The organism is Helicobacter sp. TUL (genome assembly GCF_002287135.1).
GTDB lineage: Bacteria > Campylobacterota > Campylobacteria > Campylobacterales > Helicobacteraceae > Helicobacter_F.
In genome coordinates this window covers 13038-39349 of sequence record NZ_NESU01000012.1, presented here as the reverse complement: position 1 = coordinate 39349, position 26312 = coordinate 13038, and the positions used below count along the sequence as shown (strand labels likewise).

At 39.2% G+C, this 26312-nt stretch carries 25 protein-coding genes; 11 read left to right on the top strand and 14 right to left on the bottom strand.

Features of this window, described 5'->3' with window-relative positions; translation table 11 throughout:
• Positions 1-9: 9 nt before the first annotated feature.
• Entirely contained in the window at positions 10-816 is an 807-nt protein-coding gene (locus B9T66_RS06425) for a polyphenol oxidase family protein (RefSeq protein ID WP_095628164.1), read from the bottom strand.
• 167 nt (positions 817-983) lie between these two features.
• Between B9T66_RS06425 and nrfH the strand changes: the two genes are divergently transcribed.
• The 5 genes from nrfH (at position 984) to B9T66_RS06400 (ending at position 6266) form a co-directional block, all read left to right on the top strand.
• On the top strand, positions 984-1463 hold the full coding sequence (nrfH, locus tag B9T66_RS06420; RefSeq protein ID WP_257874641.1) for a cytochrome c nitrite reductase small subunit: 480 nt from the start codon (positions 984-986) through the stop codon (positions 1461-1463).
• A 21-nt stretch (positions 1464-1484) separates the two neighbouring features.
• Complete coding sequence (locus B9T66_RS06415; RefSeq protein ID WP_095628162.1) at positions 1485-3344, top strand: ammonia-forming cytochrome c nitrite reductase subunit c552; 1860 nt, start codon at positions 1485-1487, stop codon at positions 3342-3344.
• Between the two features lie 137 nt (positions 3345-3481).
• Positions 3482-4165, top strand: a complete 684-nt coding sequence (locus B9T66_RS06410) for a hypothetical protein (RefSeq protein WP_095628161.1) — start codon at positions 3482-3484, stop codon at positions 4163-4165.
• Positions 4165-5316 carry a UDP-4-amino-4,6-dideoxy-N-acetyl-beta-L-altrosamine transaminase gene (gene pseC, locus B9T66_RS06405; protein WP_095628160.1) on the top strand — a complete coding sequence of 384 codons (1152 nt, stop codon included), beginning with the start codon at positions 4165-4167 and terminating at the stop codon, positions 5314-5316. Before B9T66_RS06410 ends, pseC begins: the two co-directional genes overlap by 1 nt.
• A gap of 2 nt (positions 5317-5318) precedes the next feature.
• Positions 5319-6266: a hypothetical protein gene (locus tag B9T66_RS06400; RefSeq protein ID WP_095628159.1), complete on the top strand. Its 948-nt coding sequence runs from the start codon at positions 5319-5321 to the stop codon at positions 6264-6266.
• Between the two features lie 2 nt (positions 6267-6268).
• Here the strand turns inward: B9T66_RS06400 and B9T66_RS06395 are convergent, their stop codons facing one another.
• Positions 6269-8611 (bottom strand): PD-(D/E)XK nuclease family protein, encoded by a 2343-nt coding sequence (locus B9T66_RS06395; RefSeq protein WP_095628158.1) that lies wholly within the window; start codon positions 8609-8611, stop codon positions 6269-6271.
• Entirely contained in the window at positions 8602-10551 is a 1950-nt protein-coding gene (gene tkt, locus B9T66_RS06390; protein ID WP_095628157.1) for a transketolase, read from the bottom strand. Before tkt ends, B9T66_RS06395 begins: the two co-directional genes overlap by 10 nt.
• A gap of 139 nt (positions 10552-10690) precedes the next feature.
• Here tkt and B9T66_RS06385 point away from each other — a divergent pair, with 139 nt between their 5' ends.
• The 3 genes from B9T66_RS06385 (at position 10691) to B9T66_RS06375 (ending at position 13536) form a co-directional block, all read left to right on the top strand.
• Positions 10691-11797, top strand: coding sequence for a glycosyltransferase family 9 protein (locus B9T66_RS06385; protein WP_095628156.1), 1107 nt, complete (start codon positions 10691-10693; stop codon positions 11795-11797).
• A gap of 5 nt (positions 11798-11802) precedes the next feature.
• Positions 11803-12378: a flavin reductase family protein gene (locus tag B9T66_RS06380; protein WP_095628155.1), complete on the top strand. Its 576-nt coding sequence runs from the start codon at positions 11803-11805 to the stop codon at positions 12376-12378.
• Between the two features lie 552 nt (positions 12379-12930).
• Entirely contained in the window at positions 12931-13536 is a 606-nt protein-coding gene (locus tag B9T66_RS06375) for an FkbM family methyltransferase (protein ID WP_257874639.1), read from the top strand.
• 13 nt (positions 13537-13549) lie between these two features.
• Here the strand turns inward: B9T66_RS06375 and glyQ are convergent, their stop codons facing one another.
• Genes glyQ through purE form a run of 4 tightly spaced genes read right to left on the bottom strand, consistent with a single transcriptional unit; the run spans position 13550 to position 16369 of the window.
• Positions 13550-14434 (bottom strand): glycine--tRNA ligase subunit alpha, encoded by an 885-nt coding sequence (gene glyQ, locus B9T66_RS06370; protein ID WP_095628153.1) that lies wholly within the window; start codon positions 14432-14434, stop codon positions 13550-13552.
• A complete protein-coding gene (locus B9T66_RS06365) occupies positions 14427-15332 on the bottom strand; it encodes a damage-control phosphatase ARMT1 family protein (RefSeq protein ID WP_095628152.1) in 906 nt (301 codons plus the stop codon). Before B9T66_RS06365 ends, glyQ begins: the two co-directional genes overlap by 8 nt.
• A gap of 3 nt (positions 15333-15335) precedes the next feature.
• Entirely contained in the window at positions 15336-15872 is a 537-nt protein-coding gene (locus tag B9T66_RS06360; RefSeq protein WP_095628151.1) for a DUF3972 domain-containing protein, read from the bottom strand.
• A complete protein-coding gene (purE, locus tag B9T66_RS06355) occupies positions 15872-16369 on the bottom strand; it encodes a 5-(carboxyamino)imidazole ribonucleotide mutase (RefSeq protein WP_095628150.1) in 498 nt (165 codons plus the stop codon). The genes B9T66_RS06360 and purE overlap by 1 nt, the downstream gene beginning before the upstream one ends.
• 266 nt (positions 16370-16635) lie before the next feature.
• On the opposite strand from purE, the gene rpsB reads away from it, so the two are divergent.
• Both rpsB and tsf read left to right on the top strand, forming a co-directional pair.
• Complete coding sequence (gene rpsB / locus B9T66_RS06350) at positions 16636-17403, top strand: 30S ribosomal protein S2 (protein WP_095628179.1); 768 nt, start codon at positions 16636-16638, stop codon at positions 17401-17403.
• 2 nt (positions 17404-17405) lie between these two features.
• The gene (gene tsf, locus B9T66_RS06345) at positions 17406-18470 is read left to right on the top strand and encodes a translation elongation factor Ts (RefSeq protein ID WP_095628149.1); all 1065 of its coding nucleotides are present in this window, start codon (positions 17406-17408) and stop codon (positions 18468-18470) included.
• Between the two features lie 242 nt (positions 18471-18712).
• Here tsf and tilS read toward each other — a convergent pair whose 3' ends face one another.
• The 7 genes from tilS to B9T66_RS06310 form a co-directional block, all read right to left on the bottom strand.
• A complete protein-coding gene (gene tilS / locus B9T66_RS06340) occupies positions 18713-19738 on the bottom strand; it encodes a tRNA lysidine(34) synthetase TilS (RefSeq protein ID WP_095628148.1) in 1026 nt (341 codons plus the stop codon).
• Positions 19738-20595 carry a signal peptide peptidase SppA gene (gene sppA / locus B9T66_RS06335; RefSeq protein WP_180763357.1) on the bottom strand — a complete coding sequence of 286 codons (858 nt, stop codon included), beginning with the start codon at positions 20593-20595 and terminating at the stop codon, positions 19738-19740. Before sppA ends, tilS begins: the two co-directional genes overlap by 1 nt.
• Positions 20595-22010 (bottom strand): aspartate ammonia-lyase, encoded by a 1416-nt coding sequence (aspA, locus tag B9T66_RS06330; RefSeq protein WP_095628147.1) that lies wholly within the window; start codon positions 22008-22010, stop codon positions 20595-20597. Before aspA ends, sppA begins: the two co-directional genes overlap by 1 nt.
• Positions 22011-22094: 84 nt before the next feature.
• A complete protein-coding gene (gene rpsO / locus B9T66_RS06325) occupies positions 22095-22367 on the bottom strand; it encodes a 30S ribosomal protein S15 (protein WP_095628146.1) in 273 nt (90 codons plus the stop codon).
• An 84-nt stretch (positions 22368-22451) separates the two neighbouring features.
• A complete protein-coding gene (locus B9T66_RS06320) occupies positions 22452-23561 on the bottom strand; it encodes a c-type cytochrome (RefSeq protein WP_095628145.1) in 1110 nt (369 codons plus the stop codon).
• A gap of 12 nt (positions 23562-23573) precedes the next feature.
• Complete coding sequence (locus B9T66_RS06315) at positions 23574-24797, bottom strand: cytochrome b (RefSeq protein WP_180763359.1); 1224 nt, start codon at positions 24795-24797, stop codon at positions 23574-23576.
• 10 nt (positions 24798-24807) lie between these two features.
• A complete protein-coding gene (locus B9T66_RS06310) occupies positions 24808-25311 on the bottom strand; it encodes a Rieske 2Fe-2S domain-containing protein (RefSeq protein WP_095628143.1) in 504 nt (167 codons plus the stop codon).
• A 153-nt stretch (positions 25312-25464) separates the two neighbouring features.
• On the opposite strand from B9T66_RS06310, the gene B9T66_RS06305 reads away from it, so the two are divergent.
• Entirely contained in the window at positions 25465-26298 is an 834-nt protein-coding gene (locus B9T66_RS06305; protein ID WP_095628142.1) for an NAD+ synthase, read from the top strand.
• Positions 26299-26312 lie beyond the last annotated feature (14 nt).

Below are 26312 nucleotides of genomic sequence, written 5' to 3'. Positions count from 1 at the left end.
ACTTCATCGCTAGCCTACAAGCATAGCGATGAGGGCAAATCGCCCACTCACACCATCACGCCGATACGAAAAAAACTCGCCCTCACAACTGCTACATTGTGGCAAAACTCTAGTATTGACAATCCCTAGATTCTGTAATTCATCTGCCAACATCAACGCCAAATCAAGAAAATACCGATTTTCTCGCATTTGTATATAACGCATAGGCTCACTGCACACACGCTCTAATTCTTTACGCACATCTTCTTGTATTTCATAGCAACATTTGCGTATCCCTGCCCCTACAAATGCAAATACATCACTTGCCCTCGTGCCATAATGCTCACGCATATACGCCAAAGTCTTTGAGCAAATCCGCCCAAACACACCGGCTCGCCCAGCGTGAATAAGCGTGGCGACATTGTGCGCACAATCAAAGAACAAAATCGGATTACAATCCGCAACAAGCACCATAGCAGGTGTATATGGGCGTGTCAAAAGCAGTGCGTCAGCCTCGCCCACATTCCTAAGCCTAATGCCCATACTCTCACGCTCTTGTGCACAATCAGTATCCAAAGCGCAATGCAAGGCGTGAATTTGTGTCATATATGTAAGCGTGTGTATGGATTGTGAATCTAGCCTAGAATCTAGCTTTGTAAAATGCTCCAATATATGCGTGATGTTACGCTCCACCACCGCAGATTCATCACCTGTGTGAAATGCAAGATTTAGGCTTTCATAGGGCGGTTTGCTATATCCACCATAACGATTACTTAGCGCAAAAAGCACACCGCCATTTTTTGAAGCATTTGGGATAAAGTCCGTATAAGCAAACATAGCAATTCCTTTGAGAATCTAAAATCTTGATAGAAATATTAACAAAAAGTAAATCAAAAAATTTTAAGAAAGTTTATATTAGAATAATAGGTATCTATCCAAAAATAGATAGTGTATAAAATGTTAAGGAGGAGTTCTTGAGGTCACGCAAAAGTCAACCCTGGTCTTTGTCGGCAAAGATTCTCATTTTTTTGGTCGTTGTCATCATCATAAGTGGTGGCTATACATTTTACAACGCCAAAGGATTTTCCTATCTTAGCAACAACCCAGAGGCTTGTAACAACTGCCATGTGATGAATGATGTGTATGCAAACTATATGTCTGATCCACATTCTCTCAAAATTAATGGCAAAGAAAAAGCTACATGTAGCGATTGTCATTTGCCTCATGGCTTTGTTTCTAAATGGATTGCAAAGGCACAAAGTGGTTTAGGACACGGCTACGCATTCACATTTGAGCTTGATGATCTCCCTGTGAATCTAAGCGCAAATGAAAAAAGTAAAAAGATTGTGCAACAAAATTGCATTAATTGTCATAGCGATTATGCAGGAAATGCGATCAATCCGACTACACACGCGGGTAACAATACACAGGCTTTGCAATGCGTATCGTGTCACGAAAATGTCGGACATCGACGCGGATTTTAATCTACATTTAAGGAGGAAGATATGCAAAAGAAAAGTAGTATGATGCCAATTCTTATTATATTGGCAGTCATTATCATCGCTGGTATTTGGTGGCTTAATAGTGATATTAGCTCTAAAAGTGCTGTAACAAGCACTAAGTCTTTGGGGGCTGTGGAACTCACTGATAACAATCCTACATTTGATGAATGGGGTAAAAACTTTCCAGAATACAGAGATATGTATCTCAAAGTCGAAACAGAAACTCCAAAATACACAGATTTTGGTGGGAATCTCGCGTATTCAAAACTTATCCGATACCCACAACTCACTATTCTTTGGGCGGGTTATCCATTTAGCCTAGATGCCAATGAAGAGCGAGGGCATTTTTGGATTCAAGTCGATCAAATGGATACCGCAAGAAATAACAAAGATTTTCTTAATGCTCATGGTTTTGCAAAATTTGGAGGACAACCTGCGGCATGTATGAATTGCCATAGTGGGTGGTCGCCTTGGCTTCTCAAAAACTCTGCTAAAGGCGATTGGGTGCGATTTAACTCTACAAAATATTGGACTATGATAAAAGATGTCCCTACAATCAATGGTGAAGCGCCAGATTCTGAAGCACACAGAGGACCACATGGCGGAACAAGAATGGGTGTAACTTGTGCAGACTGCCACAACCCAGAAACTATGGAGCTTAGAATCACACGTCAAGCGCTTATCAATGCACTTGTGGATTTTAGAGGATACCAAAAAGATCCAATCCAAGGCGTAAAAGCAGATAGAAAAGAAATGCGAACACTTGTGTGCACCCAATGCCATGTGGAATACTACTTTAGACCGACAGGATCCAAAGTTAAGGTTACAGGCGAGAGTATCGCACAAGATCCAAGCCAAAAATGGTGGGATGGCACACAAAAAACATATGATGAATATGATATATGGCGTGATGGCAATAGTCCTACTGAAATAGAAGTTGATGGTATTGAGCTTGTATTCCCTTGGAGCGCATGGAAAAAAGGGGAACCATTTAGAATCGAGATGTTTGATGAGCATTATGACAAAGCGCGAGAAGCAAATGTATTTGTCTCTGATTGGGAGCACAAACTCACAAAAGCACCAATGCTCAAAATCCAACACCCAGAATCTGAACTCTTTAGCGGTGGTGTGCATGCGGCTAATGGTGTAAGTTGTGCGGATTGTCATATGCCTTATACAAAAGGTGCGGGTGGTAGAAAAGTTACACAACACAACATAACTTCACCACTTAATGACATAAACGCATCATGCAAAACTTGCCACTCTCAAAGTGAAGATGTGCTTAAAGCGCAAATTGCTGATATTCAAAAATCTGTCGCTTATGACTTAAGAAGTGCAGAATACGCAACCGTTAGCCTTATCCAAGACATTAAAAAGTTGCGCGATGAGTTAGGCAAACTTCCTGCATACCAAACTGCTGGTAAGCCTGATGAAGCCAAAATTTCAAAAGCACTTGCAGAACCTCTCGAGCTACACAGAAGAGGACAAATGAGGGGTGATTTTGTCGGTGCAGAAAATTCTACAGGCTTCCACAACCCACGCGAAGCAAGTAGAATGCTCCTCCAAGCTGTAGAAATGGCAAGAATGGGACAAGCTAAACTCGTAGAAATAGCTGCAGCTAATGGTATCAAAGGCTTTAGTGTTTCTAATGTAGGATTTGAAGAGATTCAAAAACTTAACCCTGGAGAAATCACATATAAAGTCGATATGGCAGGACATAAAGCTGGTGATCGCTACTATGAACACCACAATGTCAATGGAGAGCCTCCAAAAGAATTGCTTGAGCTTGACAAAAACACAAAGCCTTATAACTACAAGGTTTTAGATTCACACTCTGCAAGTATCACAAGCTATAAGCAATAACACAAAACCTCAAAGATTTTCTCTTTGAGGTTTCTCCAACATAGATTATTTATCCCAACTACTATAATACATTTCAAGTTTGGGGCATAGTGGCTCGGAATTTGCTTAGATGATAAAAAAATTTAAGGGGTGGTAAGATGAAAATAGATAACACAAAAAGCAATAGCACTTTTACCCAACCTACACAAAAAACACAAACCAAAGAACCAAAAACTACTCTGATAAAGCAAAGCACGGATTCACTCCCAAAAACACAAGCGATTAACACTAGCGCTATCAAGGATTCAAATACAAACATCGGCAAGCTACAAACTTTGCAATCTGTGCTAGATTCTATCGAGCCAAAACTCCAAGCTCTCCAAAAAATCGAAGATGAAACACAACGAGAACAAAAAGCCAAAGAGCTACAAGAAGAAGTCAAAAAAGTGATGAAAGAGACAACTTTTGGAGATGAAAAGGTTTTTGGTGTAGCATTTAAAGATTCTAAAGGCGAGGTGGTGCTTACAAAAGTCAAGCTTGATACTTCGCTAATCAATGAAAATAAACGCGATTTGGGCGCACTTACTCAAGACATCAAAGACTTAAAAAAAGATATAAAAGATGCGATAGCCTCTCTCTCTCAAGATGCCCAAGAAAATGCACAAAAAATCCAACAACAAGTAAGTAAAGAACACAAAGATAATGTGCTAGATTCTCCGATTATACAAGAAAAACAGCCTGGCAAAATTGCATCATTTTTCAAAGGGCTAGGCAACTTCCTTAAAAGCTCACACGATACAAACAAGTTAGATTCTGATCGTGTCCAAAAATTGTTAGCCTAATGTATCCTTATAGCACGCAATTCATTCAAGGAGATGACAAAAAAGCCGTCCTTTGCGCACTTGATGACAAAAATCTTACGCAAGGTTGGCGCGCCCAAGAATTTGAATCTGCCATAGCAAAATATTGTAATGTCTCACACGCTATCGTGTGTAATTCCGCCACTTCGGCACTTTATGTAGCCTATCACGCCATAAAATCTATGCTACACACTAAATCTCCACACACGCCAATCTTTGCAATCACTACGCCCATTAGCTTCGTAGCTACGACAAATATGATGTTGGCAAATGACATTACGCCGATTTTTGCCGACATCACACCAAGCGGACACCTCGATCCTAAAAGTGTGCGCGAGATTCTCACAACGCATCCTCACAAACAACACATTAAACTTTTGGTTAGTATGGATTATGGTGGGCAAAGCATAGATTGCACACATATGCGTGAGCTTGCACAAGAATTTGATTTATTTTGGGTTTCAGATAGCTCACACGCCTTTGGTGCAAGTTTTCAGGGAAGCAAAGTTGGATCACAAGCGGATATGACAATCTTTAGTTTTCATGCGATAAAGCCTATCACAACTGCCGAAGGTGGCGCATTGGTTACTAATAATGAAGCGCTTTTTACACACGCCAAGCGCCTTGTAAGTCACGGAATCCTCAAAGGTGATGCGTGGGAATATGATTGCTTAGAATGTGGGTTTAACTTTAGAATGCACGAATTAAGCGCGGCTTTGGGATTATCCCAGCTCCCAAAACTACAATCTTTTATCGCCAAACGCACGCAAATCGCACAATTTTATCAGCAATATTTTCGCAATAATCCCTTTTTTACGATTTTGCCCCAATCTACAGATATACATACATATCATCTCTATCCGATCTTTTTGCATGAGCAATTTTGGGATTGTAAAAAACGCATTTTTGCAGATCTTCATAAGCGCGGTATTGGTGTGCAAGTGCATTATATTCCGATATATAGCTTTAGCCTCTATAAGCAAAAATTTGGAGAGATACATCTCCAAAATGCACAGAGATTCTATAATGCCGAGCTTTCAATCCCATGTGCGCAGAGTATGAATCTTGATGACGCTAAGCACGTTGGGGAGATTATCCTTGAGGTATTAGATTCTATAAATAAAGGATATTAAATATGCGCTATTTTTGGGTATACATATGGACATTTGCTATTGTCTTTGGTGCGGAATGCTTTGAAAACCAAACATCATATATAAAATTTGTATGTGAAGATACATGCCAAAGCCCTACACTACAAATCACCAACAAGCAAGATTCTACAATCCTAAAACTTGATGAAAGTAATGCCCAAATACAGAGCAATGAGGATTTTTTTACCTTTGTGCATAATAATAAATCCTATGTTCTCTCGCCAAAAAAGGCGATTTTTGCTATACATGCGCCAAATCAAGAACCAATCTTTACACAATTTCAACCTACTTCTTGCGCCTATGTCGATGGGCAAAAGTTTGGCTCATCTTGGGAGGATATCGCCACTTTTAGCTACATAAAACAATCCCTAAATCCATCTACCAACAATCTAGCAGAATCTGATATCAAGCTAGATTCACAAAAAATGCACCCCTATCTCCAAGAAGAATCTTACACCATTAGCACACAAGAGCATCATATAATCTTTAGTCATACGATTCAAAAAGACGGAAGGCAAAATACAGCAAGTGCGACATTTATCCTAAAACCCCTTAATAGCACTCAAGCATATATCACGCAATTAGACACAGATCCTGAATGTGGGATTATGATAGAAAAGCGTGATGAATTTAGCCTAAAAATTTATCCTTTCCAAAACAAAAACGCGTGCGAATCGCTCTATATGCAAGGCATTCTTACTGATGTGTATTACAATCTCCAACCTAGTTTTGAATGCGCCAAAGCCCAAACTCAAGATGAAATTGCTATTTGCCACAATGCAAATCTTGCCAAGGCTGATAGAGAGCTTGTCATACTTTTAGAATCTACCAAAGATCTTGCGCAAGAATATATCACCAAACGCCAAGAATGCCAAGATGATACCAAATGCCTACAGAATCTAATGACAGGATTTTTGGGCACACGAGAATAACACTATCTATCACAAATAGTTTTATACGCGCAATATAAACAGGGCTTGGAAGTATCTGCTGGACTAAACACCCCATAGCCTTGCGTATAGTGCGAAGAATCTAAAGTATGCTTCGTGCTTTGTATAAGCACCTCATCACTGCTTACTTCACGCGCACAAAAATGCGTATCTATCGTATGCAAGATTGCGATAAGCTCCTCTTTTTTGCTTGGCAATGATATGCTTTTTGCATTTTTTAAATCATAATACATAGCTTTGATATTCCCATATTTGGCACTTAGTGCATTTGCATAAAGCTCAAGGGCAAAATCCTCTTTGGCAATATCACCAATATTATTTGTGTATTTATAATCAATCACAAGCACTTCGCCATTGCTTTGGCGTTGGATTCTATCCACTCTCGCACCACAAAAACGATAACCCTCAACCACAAAGTCCTCTAGCTCCTCTTCTAATCCCAAAATCTCAAATGCCCCATATTGTTTGATATGCTCACGCTCAAACTCAAAAAAACGCGCCAAGTCAAGTAACAAAATCTCCACATTTGCGCGATCTAGGGCTTGTTCAAATTCTTGTGCGCGCACATACTGCTCACAAGCTTTTTGCACCAAGTCTATGTCCGCTAGATTCACTATCTTATGAATATATGGCTCATATGCCTTTTGCAATGCACTATGCACGAGAATCCCCACAGAAGCCGCATTACTCCTCTCTATGCTCTCCTCTCTTAGTTCTACAATATACCTAAAACAATACTGCAATTTACAACGCACAAATGTAGTAAAACTTGTTGGTGAAAATACCTTGCGTAAGCGCCCCACATAATGCTCTCTCTTATAAGCTGGTGATTGCGTTAGAGTGTGTTGAAAAATGTTTTGCTCGCTTTCATGCACCACGCACCCAAGCTCTTGAAGCAAATGCGCAGGGGCATTTTTGTCATCTTGGACACAAAGTGCCACCGCCTCCTTTGCCCCTAACAAAAGATTTTTATAATACAGCACCTGAAGCTTTTCTTTGTCGTATGTGGTGGGAATGCCAAGTTTTAGGCGCAAAGCAGTATTTAAAAATAAATCATTATCTCTAAAATGCGGTATCACTCCATCATTGCAATCAACCAAAATAACATAAGGAAGCATAACCCCCCGACTTTCAAGCGCACCTATAACGCGGATTCTACCACCATACACATCATCAATGCTAAGCCCTTTAATCTCATGCAAAAAACTCTGCGCTATTTCACCAAAATCCACATCATCAAAAAATGCGTGCATTGTTTGGTATTCATGCACAATCTCATCAAGTTTTTGTTTTATAGGCGCATAATGAATCCTATCTTGTGCATTAAGAGTAGCAAAACTTTGTGCTACACATACAGACAAACTTTGTGTGTTCTCCTGCAAGGCTTGGGATAAAGTCGCATACAATGTAGTGTGTTGCAATGGCTTACCCATAGCATAATTACAATTTCTCTCTATATCAAGCACTTGCAAATATTGCGTAAAATCCTCCTGTGGTAGCACAATAGACATCTCTTCTGGCTCTATGCCGCGCGCCAACCATTCGCTAATTTGTTGGCGAATCGCACCCACTTGTTCTATGCGTGAGAGAAATGAATATGCACGCAAAGTATGTGCTGAATCTAAAGGCGTCTTTGCCACTAATTCACCACTAGGATAAGATAATACATACGAAAAACCACAATCCAAATCCAAGGGCGAATCAAAAATATCCCAAAACCCTTGCGTCTTTTCCCACATATCAAAGCGTATATGCACCAAACACACACGAGAAACTTCACGCAAAATTGCCAACTCAAAGGGACTTAGCACACCACAAAGCATAATGGTAATACGCGAAAAATCCTGTAACCACAAATGCGCAAGTGTAAAATCCCAACTTTTATACACCCACCCTCGTTGCTCCAAAAATGCACAATATCGCTCATACACATCTTGCAAGATTCTCAAATGATCCTCATATTCGCCATAGGTATCAAGCAGCGGAATATCACTAATAGCGATCTTATGGACAAATAATTCATCAAAAAAGCGTAAAAAAAACTCACTAGATTGCAAATATGCTATAAAACTTTGCTCAAAAACAAAGCCATTATGCAAAAGAATGTGATGTTGTTTGTCGTATTCTCTTAGCACACGACTTACGATAAATTTACGCAAATGCTTAGGCACAATGCTCTTGTTTGGATATATGATAGCTTTGGAGAAAAACTCTCCTAATAACATGCTTGGCGCACAAATTCCCTCTTTGACGCTATGATATTGAGTAAGCGCGCGTCTTGAGGGAAAAACAAGAAGTTCTTGAGATTGTAATGCCTCTAAAGACATAAGGCTTTAGCCCTTTGCACGACATTATCCACGCTAAAACCAAAACGCGCAAACAATGCCTCGCCCTTGCCACTAGCACCAAAACTCTCCATACCTACTACATCATCGGCAAATACATACCATTCTAGCCCTCTTGCCGCCTCAATTGCCATAACCTTACTTGCACCAAAAAGTTTTTGCTTATATGCCCTATCTTGCGCCAAAAGAAGCTCAAAACAAGGCACGCTTACTACGCGTGTAGCAATGCCTTGTTGCTCTAAAGCCTGTTGTGAATCTAGCGCAAGTTTTACCTCGCTACCACTTGCAAGAAGTGTAAGTTTAGGATTTTGTGAATCTAGGGTGCTTTCTTGCAAAATATAACCACCTTTTGTCACTGCTTCTGTATTTGGGCTATCACACACAACCTTAAGATTCTGGCGACTAAGCACAAAGGCACTTGGTGTGTGATGTTGTAGCGCTACTTGCCAACACGCTATATTTTCGTTTGCATCACATGGGCGGAATACCAAAAGATTTGGCATAGCACGAAAATGAGAAAGGTGCTCAATAGGCTGATGTGTCGCACCATCTTCGCCAACGCCTATGCTATCATGCGTAAAAACATACATAACACGCGTTTTCATCAAACTTGCAACGCGTATGCTAGGCGTGAGATAATCACTAAACACAAAAAAAGTCGCACAAAAAGGCAAAAATAACCCATAATTGGCAATACCATTACAAATCGCACCCATAGCGTGTTCTCGGATACCAAAATGCATATTGCGCCCATTTGGAAAATCCTGCTCACCCTTAAGCTCTGTGTTGTTGCTTGGTGCTAAATCCGCACTACCGCCTAAAAAGCCTTTAAGACTTGTGGCAATAGCATTTAAAATCTCGCCATTACTTACGCGCGTAGCGATAGATTGTCCTTTTTGGTATGTAGGATACGTAATGTTACTTATATCCAACATAGAATCTATAAGCGCTTGTGTGTCTGGTGTAAGAAGTTTTTGCCATTCATAATGTGCGAGTGCGCCAACTTCTTTGACATTTAAAAATCGCAATGCCACATCATCAGGAATATTGAATTCAGCGCTAGATTCAAACCCTAATGCACTTTTTGCTTGTGCAATTATATCTCCGCCTAAAGGTGCGCCGTGTGTTTTATGGTTTCCTTCAAGGCTAAGCGCACCTTTGCCTATAGTAGTCGTTGCGATGATAATACTTGGTTTTTTGGCATTGATAGCTCTAACAAGTGCTGTATTAATAGAATCAAAATTATGTCCATCACACTCCAAAACTTCCCAGCCCTGCGCGATAAAACGCCCTTTGATATCTTCATTAAATGCTTTTTGCACCGCACCTTCAATGCTTATGCCATTGCTATCATAAATCACAACAAGATTTTCTAAATTATGCAATCCTGCAAGTGAGCAAGCCTCATAGCTTATACCTTCCTGCAAATCCCCATCACCACAAAAACAAAAGACATTATGAGAAATAAGCTCTTTGCCTAAGAGATTTTGTGCATATTTGGAGGCAAATGCCATACCTACTGCATTAGCAATGCCTTGTCCTAGCGGACCAGTGGTAATCTCTACACCGGGCGTGTGCTTGTATTCTGGATGTCCAGGTGTTTTTGAATCTAGCTGACGAAATTGCATTAAATCTTCTTTGCTAATTTCAAATCCCCATACATGCAACAAACTATACACCAAAGCACTCGCGTGTCCTCCACTAAAAATCACTCTATCGCGATTAAGCCACGAAGGGTTAGTGGGATCAAGCTTGAGATATAAACTTAATATTGTCGCAATATCTGCCAACCCCATAGGCGCACCGGGGTGACCGCTATTTGCCTTTTGCACCATATCCGCACACAAAAACCGCAAGGTATTTGCCATTTTTGCAAGCTGTAACTTATCCTCATCTGTGAGATTTAAAGGAGCGAGTGCCATAAAAATCCTTTGTGTATGAAAAATATCGTAGAGACTTAGATTTTAAAGAGGCAGATTCTAACAAAAGAGAGTTTTTACAAACCTTAACAGAGTTTGCTATAATGCCAAGAAACCTAAAATAACAACATAAGTGATAAACATGATACAAACAATCCTTTTACGATTGCCAAATTGGCTAGGCGATAGCGTGATGTGCACAAGTGCGTTTCAAAAATTAAAGCGTATGTATCCACATGCACAATTTGTGCTTGTAGGAAGCTATGTGTGTGAAATATTTAGACGTGATCCATGTGTCAAAGCCATATATCTTGATGAAAGCAAAAAAGCAAAAAATAGAATCCTAAGCCTTTATCATTTAGCCAAAACAATACGCACAGAAATTGGATCTATCGATCTAGGCTTTTGTTTTAGCAATGGATTTTTTGGCGCGCTACTTTTGTATCTTTGCAAAGCTAAAGTGCGTGTGGGATATGCCAAAAATTTGCGATCCTTTCTTCTCACACATGCCCTCAAACCCCCAACACTAAAGCCTCTACACCAAGTGCAAAAATACGAATATCTGATAAAAGATTTTGTAGATTATGCAATCTTTGAGGCATACACACCATTGCACCTTGTATGTGGCAAAGAAAGCAAGATTATTTGTGATGATAAAAAACATATCGGCATTAATCCTGGTGCGGCTTTTGGTTGGGCAAAATGCTGGGAAAAAGAGTATTTTATCGATATTATTACGCGTTTTGCTGCAAGAGGGTGGGAAGTCTATATCTTTGGTGATACACAAAATCTCACCATACAAGATGACACGCATATTCATGATCTTAGCAACAAAACAACCTTAATAGAGCTTATTGATAGCATTAAGGCACTTGATCTCTTTATTACCAATGATAGTGGTCCTATGCACATCGCTGCCGCGCTTCAAACTCCTACGATAGCTATTTTTGGATCTACGGATACCGCGGATACTTGTCCATGGAATCTCCCAATAGCACAAGAATTTTTCTTGCCCTCACAAGCGATGATATCACACGCACTAGATTCTACACCATATCCGACACCAAAAGATATCACTACATATACAACGCTCACGGCTGATACTATCACTATCCTTAGCAAACATTTAGAATGTGCGCCGTGTAAAAAACGCACTTGCCCACTCAAACACCACCTCTGTATGAAATCTATCACGCCAGATGAAGTTTTTACAATCGCACTCACAATGCTACAACTCCCTAAGGAATAGATAGTATGCTTTTTGATTTCTCACCCAACACACCACTCCAAAATTTCAAAATCTTAAGCCAATGCCTTATACCGCGTCCTATTGCGTGGATTAGCACGATAAATGATAATGGCAGTATCAATCTCGCACCTTTTAGCTTTTTTGCGCCTGTGAGTTTAGAACCCACGATTCTAAGCGTGTGTGTGATGAAAAAAAGCGATGACACGATAAAAGACACACTCTATAATGCCAAAACCCACAAATGTGCAACTATCACAATCCCAAGCCCACAGGATTGTTTGCACTTGCAACAATGCTCTGAAGAATTTGCGCGAGGTATAAGCGAGGCAAGTGAGCTTGGCATAAGTCTTAAGAGTATCCATAGCAACTATCCACCAGTGCCTAGCAATGCCCAATGTGCGTTTTTATGTGATTTTTATGATATATGGGATTTTCAAAGCACAACAGATACGCTTTTGCTTGAACTAAAGCAGTGCTTTGTAGATGAAAGGTGCATTAGTGAAACTACACAAGACTTGCGTTTGGTATTTGAAACACTCACACGCACCGGAAATGATTTTAAGGTTTTAAAAGATTTGTAAGATATAATGCGACTAATTTTTTAAAATTAAGGAGAATTTACATGTTATCAATCTCACGAAACGGACATCTTTGGAATGGAGAATTGTGCAAGATTTCACTTGATATTTTTGGGCACTCCATCCTAACTCGGGAACAAGTTATTGTAGGCTACAAGGGGGGGCATAGCAGAAGTTTTTGTTAAATATAAAGTTTTTGGAAAAACCATTCATAACACCATTCATAAAATCCGATTTGCCACTCTCAATCCTAAATTTCACACTTTACACACAAAAGTCGCCAAAGATATAGCCACTGATAAAGACATTGACACAAAGATTCTGAACCTCTGTAAAGGATTAGATCAAAAAAGTATCGAGACACTCACAACAATCATCTCTCCCCTACGCACAGCCCATATTTTGCACAAGGAATTCATAGAGACTCTTACTGAAAAAGAATATTTGGAGCTTTACCGCATTACAACAGAATTTTTCCCAAATATCCATAAACTCTCCCATACACTTTACATATATAAAAACTATTTCTTACCTACTCACTCTTTCGAAATTAGTGTGTTTTGGTATGAACATAAATTAAAAGAATTTGAATCTAGCACACTAGCAAAGATAAAAAATAAAGATATTATCGATGTTGGTGGGTATGTAGGTGATAGTGCATTGGTCTTTCAAAAATATACAGACAAAAATATTTATACTTTTGAACCTACAAGCCAAAATTACGAGGTTTTACTCCAAACTATTAAACTCAATAATGCAATGCGTATTATCCCAATCAAAAAAGCTCTAGGATCAGAACACTCACGAGCCAAGATCAACATTAATGGCATAGGTTCTAGTCTAATACTGCATAATCATACCGATAATGAAAACATTGAGGTCATCACACTCGATTCTTTTGTGCATGAGCATAATCTAGAGGTTGGATTTATCAAAGTCGACATCGAAGGCTTTGAACAAGAGTTTTTAAAGGGTGCAAAACAAACAATCACAGAGCAAAAGCCTGCAATGCTTATTAGTATTTATCACCAAGCAAGCGATTTCTTTGAGATTAAGCCTATGATAGAATCTTGGAATCTAGGATATAGCTTTAAAATTATAAAACCTACAGACTTCACTGCGGCAGATGAGTGTGCGCTCTTTTGTGAAGTCATAGAATAACATCCTCTATGACTTAGCTTTGTATGCGTTCATCTCGCATAGCCTCTTGTTCTTTATATAGCACCGCGCAACCCTTGGCAAGATCGCGAATCTGTAAAATATAATTTTGTCGCTGTGCCACAGAAATTGCCTTGCGCGCATCAAGAATATTAAAAAAATGACTTGCAAGCATTGTATAATCATAGGCTGGGAGTGGGAGTTGTGCTTCTAAACAATGCGTGGCTTCCTCTTTGGCTTGTTCAAAAAAGCTAAAAAGTTTTGCAACATCAGCCACTTCAAAATGATATTTACTAAACTCATATTCACCCTCTTTGTGCACATTACGATAATAAACATTCTGCCCTTGTGAATCCACACCCCACAAAATATCAAACACATTTTCCACGCCTTGGATATACATCGCCAACCGCTCCACACCATAGGTAATCTCCACCGCCACAGGCTCGCAAGGCAACCCACCAACTTGCTGAAAATAAGTAAATTGCGTAACTTCCATACCATCAAGCCATACTTCCCATCCAAGCCCCCAAGCACCAAGTGTTGGGGATTCCCAATTATCCTCCACAAAACGCACATCATGCTTTTGCAAATCTAACCCCAAAGCCTCTAGGCTTTGCAAATACAATTCTTGGATATTGCTTGGGTTTGGCTTAATAAGCACTTGAAACTGATAATAACTCCCCAAGCGGTTTGGATTTTCCCCATATCGACCATCTGTAGGACGCCTAGAAGGCGCGACATAAGCTACACTCCAAGGCTTAGAATCTAAGCTTCGCAAAAGCGTAAAAGGATGAAATGTCCCTGCTCCTGCGGGAATGTCATAAGGCTGCACAATAAGACAACCTTGCTTTTTCCAAAACTCTTGCAGCGCAAGTAAAATATCTGAAAAACTACGCATATGCTTCTCCTTTGTTGTGTAAAAATACCATTTTTCCAAGCTCAAAGCCACTATGTGCTGCCACCACGCTACATTTGACCTTGAATAACAAAAACAGATTCTCTTTATGTATGGATTCTAAACATTCATAATTCCCCATACCCTTTGCCACGATAACATCTGCACTATCAAAGCTATCTTTGATCTCTTTTGGTGCATCATCATAGATAAATCCAGGACTTTCCATATGAGAGCTTTTGACATCGCACAAATGGTATATCTCTGCGCACAATGGATGCGTCAAATCCGCTAAAGTCACATCATTGATAATAGGCGCACCACGCACGAGATATGTAATATGCAAATTGGGATAATGATTTTTAAGAAATTGGAGTAACACGATATCAAAGAGATTTTCCCCTGCGTTATCGGCTATGTATAACAAATTCTTGGCGTTGCACAAACGCATTTCAAATGCCTCTATATCAAAACGCGCAAACTCCAAGCCCCCAAAATCAAAACTAGATTCAAAACTAAAGGAGCTTTGTGATCCATAATCAATCACATTTCCTAAAACCGCAACCTTGATACAATCACTCAAAGTCTTGTTATAGACTTTATGATCCTTTAAAGTAGCAAGGATTGTGGCAGCAGATTCTATGCTTTGTTGCTTGATGTGCTTGTAGGGATCTTGGTTTTGAAGTGCCTTAGAGAGATTTTTATAAATCGCTATAGCAGCCTTTGGTGGCGTAAGTGTAGTGTTATGCAAAGATTGCTCTAGGGAATGCAAGAGATCTTTAGTGTGATGAAGAATCTCATCGCGTGTGCGTGTTTGGAATGTGTGTGAATCTGCTGAAGTGTGTAAAAAATTGTGAATCTGTTTATAAAGGCACTCAAGGCAAGTATGGGTGAGATTCATAAATTATTTGCTACCCTCTGCCATATTTGAGACCTTGCCCCACATCAAGCGATATTTGCGCTTCATAAATTCCACTTCTTCACGCGCACTTTGAAGTTCTGAACGTAATACTTCCATTGTTTTCTTATCATCATCATATACTTCTTGCATCGAAACAAGCGCGTCTTTTAAAAACGCATTTTCATTCTTAAATGCGCTGATGGTCTCATCTTTACTAGCAATCACTTTATCATGCAAGCTCAAAATCGTAGCAATCGTTTTCTCCACAAAAACAGGGCTTAATTCCTTGCCATGCATATCAGCATTGACAAGATTATTTTCTACACGCTTGATAAGTGCAGAAGTGCCACTACTTGCGTCAATCATCACATTTTCGCCCTCTTTTTTACTCACAATCGCTCCAGATTCTATGAGTTCTAAAACACGAGCCTCTTCTAAGCCAGAAAGCTTAATAAACTCATCTACACTTATCCAAGTCGCAGAAGCACTCGAGGCTACAGGCAAAGTCTGTGAATCTTTTTGTGTGGGTGTGTCTTGCATTAATCAATCCTTACTTCTATCTCTGAAGAATCTAATTCTACTTTTTTGGCTTTCATCATTCTATCTTGCACGAGCTTTCCTGCTAATTCTTCATTTTTTAGACTTAGAATCTGTAGCGCAAGATACGCGGCGTTGATAGCACCAGCCTTACCAATAGTAACCGTTGCCACAGGCATTGAGCTAGGCATTTGCACCGTGGATAGCAAAGAATCTAAACCATCAAGCGCACCACCAGCAAGTGGCACACCAATAACAGGCTTACAAGTTTGTGCTGCTACTGCACCTGCGAGATGTGCTGCCATACCCGCAGCGGCGATAAATACTTGTGCGCCGCGATTTTGCGCATCTTTGATGTATTCTTTTGTGCGATCAGGAGATCGGTGCGCGGAAGAAACAATCATTTCATATGGCACATCAAACTTTTTTAATACTTCAGCACATTCACTCATCACACTAAAATCACTCTTACTTCCCATAATAATGCTGATAAAATCCATTATCTAACCCCTTGGCTCTCAAGAATCTAAAAACACGCAAGTCTAGCATAAAAAACTTTAAGCAAAGCCACCATGAGATAAACAATTACTATTCCTTATCTATCTTTCTCCCAAGCTTAAGGCATAGCTCAAGAAAGATACGCTACAATCTCGCGTTTTTTCACAAAAACAATCCACACATACCAATCCTTTAGTAAGGTTGCGAAATGTATTCGCTAATGGGTATGGAGGCAAAACCACATTACACAATTAAGGAGAACCAAAACATGGTAACAATGAAAGATTTACTCGAATGCGGTGTGCATTTTGGACACCAAACAAGACGATGGAATCCAAAAATGAAGCGATTTATTTTTGGTGTGCGCAAAAATATTCACATTATTGACTTACAAAAAACCTTGCGTTATTTCAAATACACATACAACATTATCAAAGATGCATCTGCTGAAGGCAAAACGATTATGTTTGTAGGAACAAAAAAACAAGCAAGTCAAACAATCGAGCAATATGCTCAAAGCATTAATGTCCCATATGTAAATTATCGTTGGCTAGGTGGTATGCTAACAAACTTTAGCACCATAAAAAAATCTGTGCGCAAACTTGAGATTATCGAACAAATGGAAGAAAGCGGACAAATTGATCTTTTGACAAAAAAAGAAAAACTTATGCTCCAACGCAAAAAAGACAAACTTACCAAATATCTTGGTGGTGTGCGCCATATGAAAAAAGCTCCAGATATGATTTTTGTTATCGATGTCGTAAAAGAAAAAATTGCTGTTGCAGAGGCACGCCGACTTGGAATCCCTGTTATAGCACCGCTTGATACAAATTGCGATCCTGATAATGTAGATTATCCAATCCCTGGCAATGACGATGCGATTCGCTCAATCCAACTCTTTTGCAAAGAAGTGACTGAAGCGATTTTGGAAGGACGCAATGAGAATAAAGATGGCGAACAAGAAGCACCAATTCCAGCTACAGAAGAAGAAAAGCAAGAAGTGCTTGAAGAACTTAAACAAGAGCAAGGAGAATAACTATGGAGATTTCAGCACAATTAGTAAAACAACTCCGCGAAATGACTGATGCAGGAATGATGGACTGCAAAAAGGCATTAGTCGAGGTAGGTGGCGATATCCAAAAAGCAGTAGAATATCTCCGAGAAAAAGGTTTAAGCAAGGCAGCAAAAAAAGCTGATAGAGTGGCGAGTGAAGGAGTTGTTAGCGTAGAAGTAGCAAGTGATTTTTCTAAGGCTTCAATGCTAGAGATTAACTCTGAAACAGACTTTGTGGCAAAAAATGATAACTTTAAAGATCTTGTAGCAAAAAGTTCCAAACTTGTCTTTGATCACAATATTAGCGATGTTAGCACGCTAAATAGCATTCAAATAGAAGGCACAAAATTTGAGGAATATCTCCAACAAAATATCGCAAAAATCGGTGAAAACATCGTAATACGACGCCTTGAGAGTATCAAAGTCGAAGGCAATGCCGTTGTGAATGGATATGTGCATTCTAATGGTCGTGTAGGTGTGCTTATTGCAATAAAATACAATAATGCAAATTCAAAAACTCCAGCCGCAGAGCTTGCACGAAATTTTTGTATGCATGCAGCAGCGATGAAACCGCAAGTTTTGAGCTATCACGAATTAGATTCTGAATTTATCCAAAAAGAAAAAGTAGCGCTTATCGCAGAGCTTACAAAAGAAAATGAAGAGCTTAAACGACTTGGTAAGCCATTGCATAAGATTCCAGAATATGTAAGTCGCAGCGAACTTACACCAGAAGTGCTAGAATCTACCAAGAAAAAACTTCAAGATGATCTCAAGGCACAAGGCAAACCAGAGCAAATTTGGGATAAGATCATTCCAGGACAAATAGAGCGATTTATCGCTGATAACACACTTATTGATCAACGCCTTACGCTTTTGGGGCAGTTTTTTGTTATGGACGATAAAAAAACTATTGCACAAGTCCTTGACGCAAAATCCAAAGAACTTGGTGATGAGCTAGAGATTATCAAATATGTGCGATTTGAGCTAGGTGAAGGTATCGAGAAAAAAGTAGAAGATTTTGCTGCTGAAGTTGCGGCACAAATGCAGTAACATTTTGGGGTTACCTAACCCCAAAAAAATATTAATATTATTCCCCACAAAACTAGTAATTCTCTCTCCCTCCTGTATATATCTATACATTTGATAAAAGCTCATTAGTTATATCAAAAACAATCCCTGTCTTTTTACACACAAACACAAATGTTGTTGCTACAAAACCCTATAGCGCACATTCTAAAATCCTAATATCAATAATGCGATACATATACCACAAACCTTTTTTTGCAAAACTGCTACTTGTCCTTAGCAGTGTCTAGATTCTGCACAAACGCCTGTAATTGTGAATCTATAATACCATTTTGAAAAAGTATTGGGCGGATTTTGGCAGGGATTCTTGCAAGACGATATTGCTCCTTGTAGCGCTTAGGTATCGTTACCACAGAATCTCTTTTGGCAATAAACACATAATCCATATTACTATCTATCACATAATTTTGTGCGATATGGCACGAAAAATTGGATCTTATAATCTCTTGCCTTTGCTTAGCGCTCATCACATATCCGAGTTTTTTGAGTGCCAAATCCACGCCATAGCACTCATATAGCGCTTCATTATGAGGCATTGCTAAACGCCTTACAACAAAAAGATTAGCTAAAACCTCATAAGGTTGTGCAACAATCCCTTCGCTCTCTTGCTCCAAGATTCTAAAAGTCCTTGCCACCCCACTTGCAAATTCAGCAATAAGTGTGCGTGCCACATTATGACGAAAAAAATTGCGCATAAAATGCGTATTGGCATTGCTACTATCTTCAAAATATGTATGCCTATGGGTATGTAGATAGGCATACAAATCTTTGCGAGTAGTCTCAATTAGTGGTCGCAGGATACAAAATTCACGCCTTTGACTAATGCCTTGTAACCCATTTAAGCCTAAAATCCCACTTCCCTTGCAAAGTTGCATCAAAAACCACTCAAGCCTATCATCAAGCTGGTGTGCCATAAGCACATTATTATAATGATATTCCCTGCACACTTTTGCAAAAAAATCATAACGCACATTGCGCGCGGTATGCTCGAAATTTGTCGCAATCTTTGGTGCAGTATGCACAAAAAGTCTTTTATGATACTGCGCACTTAAGGCTTTGGCATACGCTATTTCATCTTTGCTTTCTGGACGCACACCATAATCTACAATCGCCATATCAAACGCTATATCTGCCTCAAGAAGCAAAAAAAACAACGCACTAGAATCTACGCCACCTGAAAAAGCCAAGAGATTCTTGCCTGCACGCATTTCCTCCAAATACAAAAGCTGCATTATCGAAGGCTAGGCGCACCCAAAGAAAGAACCTTGCTTATGAGTGAATCTTGGAATTGTTCTACATAACTATCAATCTTACTTTTTTTAAGCCACACGACTTCATCAACATGTGCCTTTTCTTTTAGAATCTCTGTGGCTTCTTGCAAACTCCCTATTTTATCGATAAGTCCAAGTTGCAAAGCAGTTTTAGCACTAAAAATTTTTCCTTGTGCAAAAGCCTGTGAATCTTGGCTTAATTTCTCACCGCGCGCTGCTTTGACATCATTAACAAACATAGCATACTGCTCGCTCAAAAGATTATCCAAAAATTCTCTCTCTTGCGCACTCCACTGCCGTGACATCGTGCCTACTTCTTTGTATTCGCCTTTTTTTAATACTTGCTCTTGTATCCCCAAATTTTCTAAAAGATGCGCGATGTTATATCCGCTAAAAATCACTCCTATCGAACCAATCAATGCACCGCGGTTTGCCACAATCTCGCTAGCATACATACCGCCATAATAACTCCCACTTGCCATAGAACCCTGCACATAAGCCACCACTGGTATATCTTGCCCAAGCTCTTTAATAAGATCTGCGACTTCAATACTCGCACTTACACTCCCACCGGGTGAATCTATCACAAGAAGTACGCCTTTAATGCTTGGATTTTTTTTGATATTTTGTATTTGAGATTCAATAGAGGTTGCAGAAAAAATGGGGGTGGTGAGATACAATTTTGCAAGATTTGGTTGCTGTGTGGGAGTATCTTGCATACTACCCACAACAAGCAACACGACAAGCACAAGCACAATTGCCTTAAAATTTTCATTAATGAATCTTAGGCATTTTCCCAAAAATCGTAAGATTCTCATTATTTATGTCCCTTTACTTCTCGCATATGTGGATTTAACATATTTTGTGGCTTAAAAATTTCATCAAGCTCTTCTTTGCTAAGAAGCTTATGCTCTAGTGTCAAATCATACACACTTTTACCTGTTTGCAATGCCTCTTTGGCAATTTTTGCAGAATTTTCATACCCTATGTAAGGATTTAATGCCGTTACAATGCCAATGCTATGGAATACAAAATCTCTACACACTTCCTCATTTGCCGTGATACCATCAACGCATTTTTGCGCCAATGTAATACACGCGCGTTTCATACGCACAATGGAATTAAACAAACTATACGCAATCACAGGCTCAAAAACATTAAGCTGCAACTGCCCTGCCTCGGAAGCTAAGGTAATCGTAATATCATTGCCAATCACATTAAAACATACTTGATTGACAACTTCAGGTATCACAGGATTTACTTTGCCTGGCATTATAGAGCTACCGGGTTGCATTTTTGGGAGATTTATTTCATTTAGCCCTGCGCGTGGTCCAGAACTCAAAAGTCGCAAATCGTTGCAAATCTTAGAAATCTTTGTTGCTACACGCTTAAGCACACCGCTTACTTGCACATACGCACCTGTATCTTGTGTAGCCTCGATAAGATCTGTAGCGGTAACAAATGGGCGGTTAGTCACTTCTTGGAGTTTTGTTTCAACAATTTTTGGATAATCCGGATGAGAATTAATCCCCGTGCCAATAGCCGTCCCTCCAAGATTAATCTCACGCACTAGATTCTGTGCTTCTCTAACGCGTTGCATATCTTCACCTAACATAACAGCAAAGGTCTGAAACTCCTGTCCAAGCGTCATAGGCACCGCATCTTGGAGCTGTGTTCGCCCCATTTTTAGGACATGTGCAAATTCTTTAGCCTTGCCATCAAAAGAGGTTTTAAGAATCTGCATAGATTCTATAAGATCAAATAATAATTCATAAAGTGCCAAACGCAACGCCGTAGGATACGCATCATTAGTAGATTGAGAAAGATTTACATGATCATTTGGGTGGCAATATTGATACTCGCCTTTTTTATGCCCCATATACTCAAGGGCAACATTTGCAATCACTTCATTGGCATTCATATTTGTGCTTGTGCCGGCTCCACCTTGTATCATATCCACAACAAATTGATCCAAAAACTCACCAGCAATGATTCTATCACATGCAAATACTATGGCATTTTTGATATTTTCATCAAGAAGATTAAGTTCAAAATTTGCTAATGCAGCAGCTTTTTTGACTTGTGCCAAAGCCTTTACAAAGACAGGAAAATTACTTAAGCGCTCTTTTGTGATAGAAAAATTCTCCACAGCCCTAAATGTCTGAATCCCATAATACACATCATCTGCGATCTCTAATTCACCGATAAAATCATGTTCTTTTCGTGTTTTCACGCTACACTCCTTAAATTTGTATAACAAAGAGTATAACACATTTCACAAAATAATGAAGTAAAAGAAGAAAAGAGGCTTAAGGACTTATCGATCCTTAAGTTTTAATTCTGTGATAAGTTTGACATAACGCTCATATTGTGTGCGTTTGAGATAACCTAAAAGAGATTTTCTCTGTCCCACAAGTTTTAACAATCCCAAACGACTTGAGTGATCTTTTGGATTTGCCTTAAGATGTGCTGTCAAATCAGCAATTCTTTGTGTCAAAAGCGCAACCTGAATCTCTGAAGAACCAGTGTCCTTACTATCACGAGCAAATTTCGCAATAATCTCTTGCTTTTTCGCCATATCTAAAGCCATAATAGACCTCCTAAAAATGGTAATGTGAAGCGCGAATTCTACAATAAAAGCCCAAAAGAATCAAGACGATTCTTTTGGAACTTTTTAGTGTAGGTCTTTCCAAATTTTTCTCTTCCACAAAAATGCCAAGATACTCAAGATCGCAAAGAATATAATGATATATACTCCGAGATTCTCACGCTCAGCTTTTTTAGAATCTCCTATAGATTCCAAATAAGCAATAACACGCTCTTGAGATTCTTGAGTAAGCCCTGTGCGTGGCATAGAAAGACCATTAGGCATTACGCCAAGCTCTTTTGCAAGATTGCTATAATCATCATTATCTTGCCATTCACTCTTAGCAGAATTTTCTGGGAGTGAACCTTCTTTAGCAATAATAGCTTGCTTAATAGCATTATAAGAAACCTTTTGTGGATCATTAATAAAGCCTTCAAGGTAATGCTCACCCTTACTTCTAATCATCATAGAAAGATCGGGAGCCTCTGCACCAAGATATCCTCGAATATTTGCTTTTTTAACTTCATCAGCCTCCATTTGCGCCTTTGTTTTAGGCTCATCATACTTGATAGTATGGCAACGGCTACATGCATCTTTGAAAACTGCTTTATTAGTTAGCTGTTTTTCAATTTTTGCCAATTCTGCTTCTTTTTGTGAATCAGATAATGCACTATTTGCAAGCGCATCTTTTTTTGCAACATACTCATCAGAATCTAGCACATTATGCTTAAGGCTTGTTGCACCAATAGATTTTAAAAACGCTACCATATCTGCTACATCTTGCTTATCTCCATCATAAGCAGTCATAGGGAAAGGATTCTCATCGCTAAATTTATGTCCAAGCTTAACAGCTTTGACAGGATTTACGATAAGTGTAGCAAGGAAGTTTTCATCATACAAAGCTCCTGCGGTAGAAAGATCTGGTGTTGTAATCTCTCCATTACCAGCTGGAAATGCAACTACACCATTATCAATGCCAATTGCTTTGATATTATGACAAGCTGCACAATTAGCCTCTACAAGATCTTTCCCTCTTTGTGCATCTGCTTGAGATAAATCAACACGATCCAAATCTCTAAATGCAAAATCACTAGGAGCTGACTTTGGATGAAATACGGAGTGTGCCAAAGGCTCTACACCCCAATAAAGAACGCCCACGATAACAACAACAATCGCCAAAATTTTAATTTCTCTCATAGTAAGCACTCCCTATTTCTTTCTTTCCATAATTGTTACTACCGGCAAGGCAACAAAAACCCATACTAAAAAGCCCACTGCCGCAACAAGTCCAATTTGGTTATTTATACCCTCTGGAGGCAATTTACCAAAAATCGTAAGCACTACCAAGTCGAGAATAAGCACCCAAAACCAAATCATAAACAAAGGACGCTTATGTGCAGGAGCTACGATAGGGCTTCTATCAAGCCAAGGCAAAAAGAGAAACGCTACTTGCGCAATACCAAATGCAATAAGTCCAACATCAGCACTAAAGAAAAAGCCTCTAAGCACTTCATAACTCCACAAGAAATACCACTCTGGATAAATATGTGCTGGAGTTTTCATATTATTTGCTGGCTCAAAGTTAATTGGATCCATTGCAAAATTAAAGTGATAGCACACAAGGTAGAAGAATAGCATCATAAACACACTGACAACAAAAATGTCTTTGCTTAAGAAATCAGGCCAAAAACTAATAACTTTTGCTTCTTTCTTTTTGCCTTCTTCATATTTTTTTGCTTCAGCTTCAAAATCTATCTCTTCACCATTTTCGTTATTAACATGAGGCACTCTAAGTGTGTAGAAGTGCAATGCAATAAGCATCAAAATCACGATAGGAAGAAGACAAACATGAAGCATAAAAAATCTTGTTAGCGTAGAATCTGCAATCACAAAGTTTCCTCGCACCCACTCAACCAAATCTGGTCCAATACCAGGAATAGCACTTGGTAAATTTGTAATCACCGCTGCAGCCCAAAAGCTCATTTGTCCCCAAGGAAGCATATATCCACTAAATGCCTCGGCAGAAAAAACAACAAAAAGTAGCATACCACCGATCCAAATCACTTCTCTACCACGCTTATAAGATCCATAATACACAGCCACAAACATATGAATATAAATAATCAAAAACACCATACTTGCTGCTACTGCATGAATATGTCTCCACAACCACCCAAAGGCTACTTCACGCATAATCGTATCATTGACGCTATCAAAAGCGAGTTTTGTATCAGGCTTATAATACATAAGCAAGAAAAATCCGCTCACTACAAGCAATGTAAAAAGTGTCAATAAAATTACACCCATAGCCCACAAGAAGTTAATATTTTTTGGAACCCAATATTTTGTTGCCAAAACTTCGATTACTTTCTTGATAGCAATGCGTTGATCAAGCCAATCTATGACTCCATTTGCTTTTTTCACTTCCATAATTCTCTCCTTACTATGCCTTTTTGAGTGCTTGATATTCCGCACCCTCTTCACCTAGCACCATTTTCATTCCGTCTATTTTAAATGGAGGTATCTCCATAGGGCGTGGTGGTGGTGTGCCAGGCTGATTAACACCAGAAGCATTAAATCGCCCACCATGGCACGCACACAAAAACCCTTGAGTTTTTTCATCAAAACCAGGAATACACCCTAAGTGTGTGCAAATCTGAATCCCAACGGTATAAAGAGCGCCATTAATTTCAAAATCTCTACCCTCTACTTTTTGGCTACCGCTTTGTTTTTTGAGGATATATACTGGCTTACCTCTCCATTCTACCGTGCTTAAATGTCCCTCTTGAAGCCCACTTAAATCCACCGTAGTAAAACCAGCAGACACTACACTTGGCAAAGGATCCCAAGTTCGTTTGACTGCATACAACGAAGCTACTGCACCTACCGCTGCAACGCCTCCCAATGCCATACCAAGAAAATCTCGTCTTTTGACATTATCAGACATCATAATCTCCTTCCATAACCTTGAGTGATTGTTCATACTGAAGTAAGTAAAAAACCCCCTATGGTAAAGAAAAGTAACTTAAAACTTTATTATTTTGCTAAAATCTGTTATGCTTTGCTTATAGATTGTAGATTTTCTAAAAGGATCTTAAATATGCAAAATATTTTCTCACACATTGACTCCATACAAAAACAATTAGCCGCTGAAGTGCGCAATAGGGGTTTTGATAAAGTCGTAGTAGGATTAAGTGGCGGTATAGATTCTGCTGTAGTTGCAAAACTTTGTGCCAATGTATTTGCACACAATCTCCACGCTCTTTTGCTCCCAACTGCTAGCTCCAATCCCACACACTTGCAAGATGCCATCACATTTGCCAAAGACAATAATATTACCTACACCATCACCTCCATAGCCAAATTTGATGAACTTTTTAGACAACAACACACTTTGTATCCACCATTAGATTCACACCAAAAAATGCGTATTGGAAACTTTTGTGCGCGTATGCGTATGATACATCTTTATGATTTTGCAGCCACACACAACGCACTTGTCATAGGCACAAGCAACAAAAGTGAAATTATGCTTGGCTATGGCACATTATATGGGGATCTCGCCTGTGCGATAAATCCTATAGGTAACTTTTACAAAACCCAAATATTTGCTCTTGCCAAAGCTCTTGGCATTTCCCAACATCTCATCGACAAAAAACCAAGTGCAGATTTATTTGAAAACCAAAGTGATGAGGGGGATTTAGGCTATAGTTATACCCAAATCGATCCATTTTTACAAGCCTTGCAAACTCTCCTTGCAACCAAAAATCTCCAACTCACAAACCTTAGCCTTGCTGACAAATCCATATTAGCAACCCTTAGGGATTCTCTAATCGCGCAAGGGTTTGAATCTACATTTACAGATTCCTTATTGCACAGAATCTTTATGAATACTTTTAAGGCAAAAATGCCTACAATTCTTACATATCAATAATTACATTATTTTCA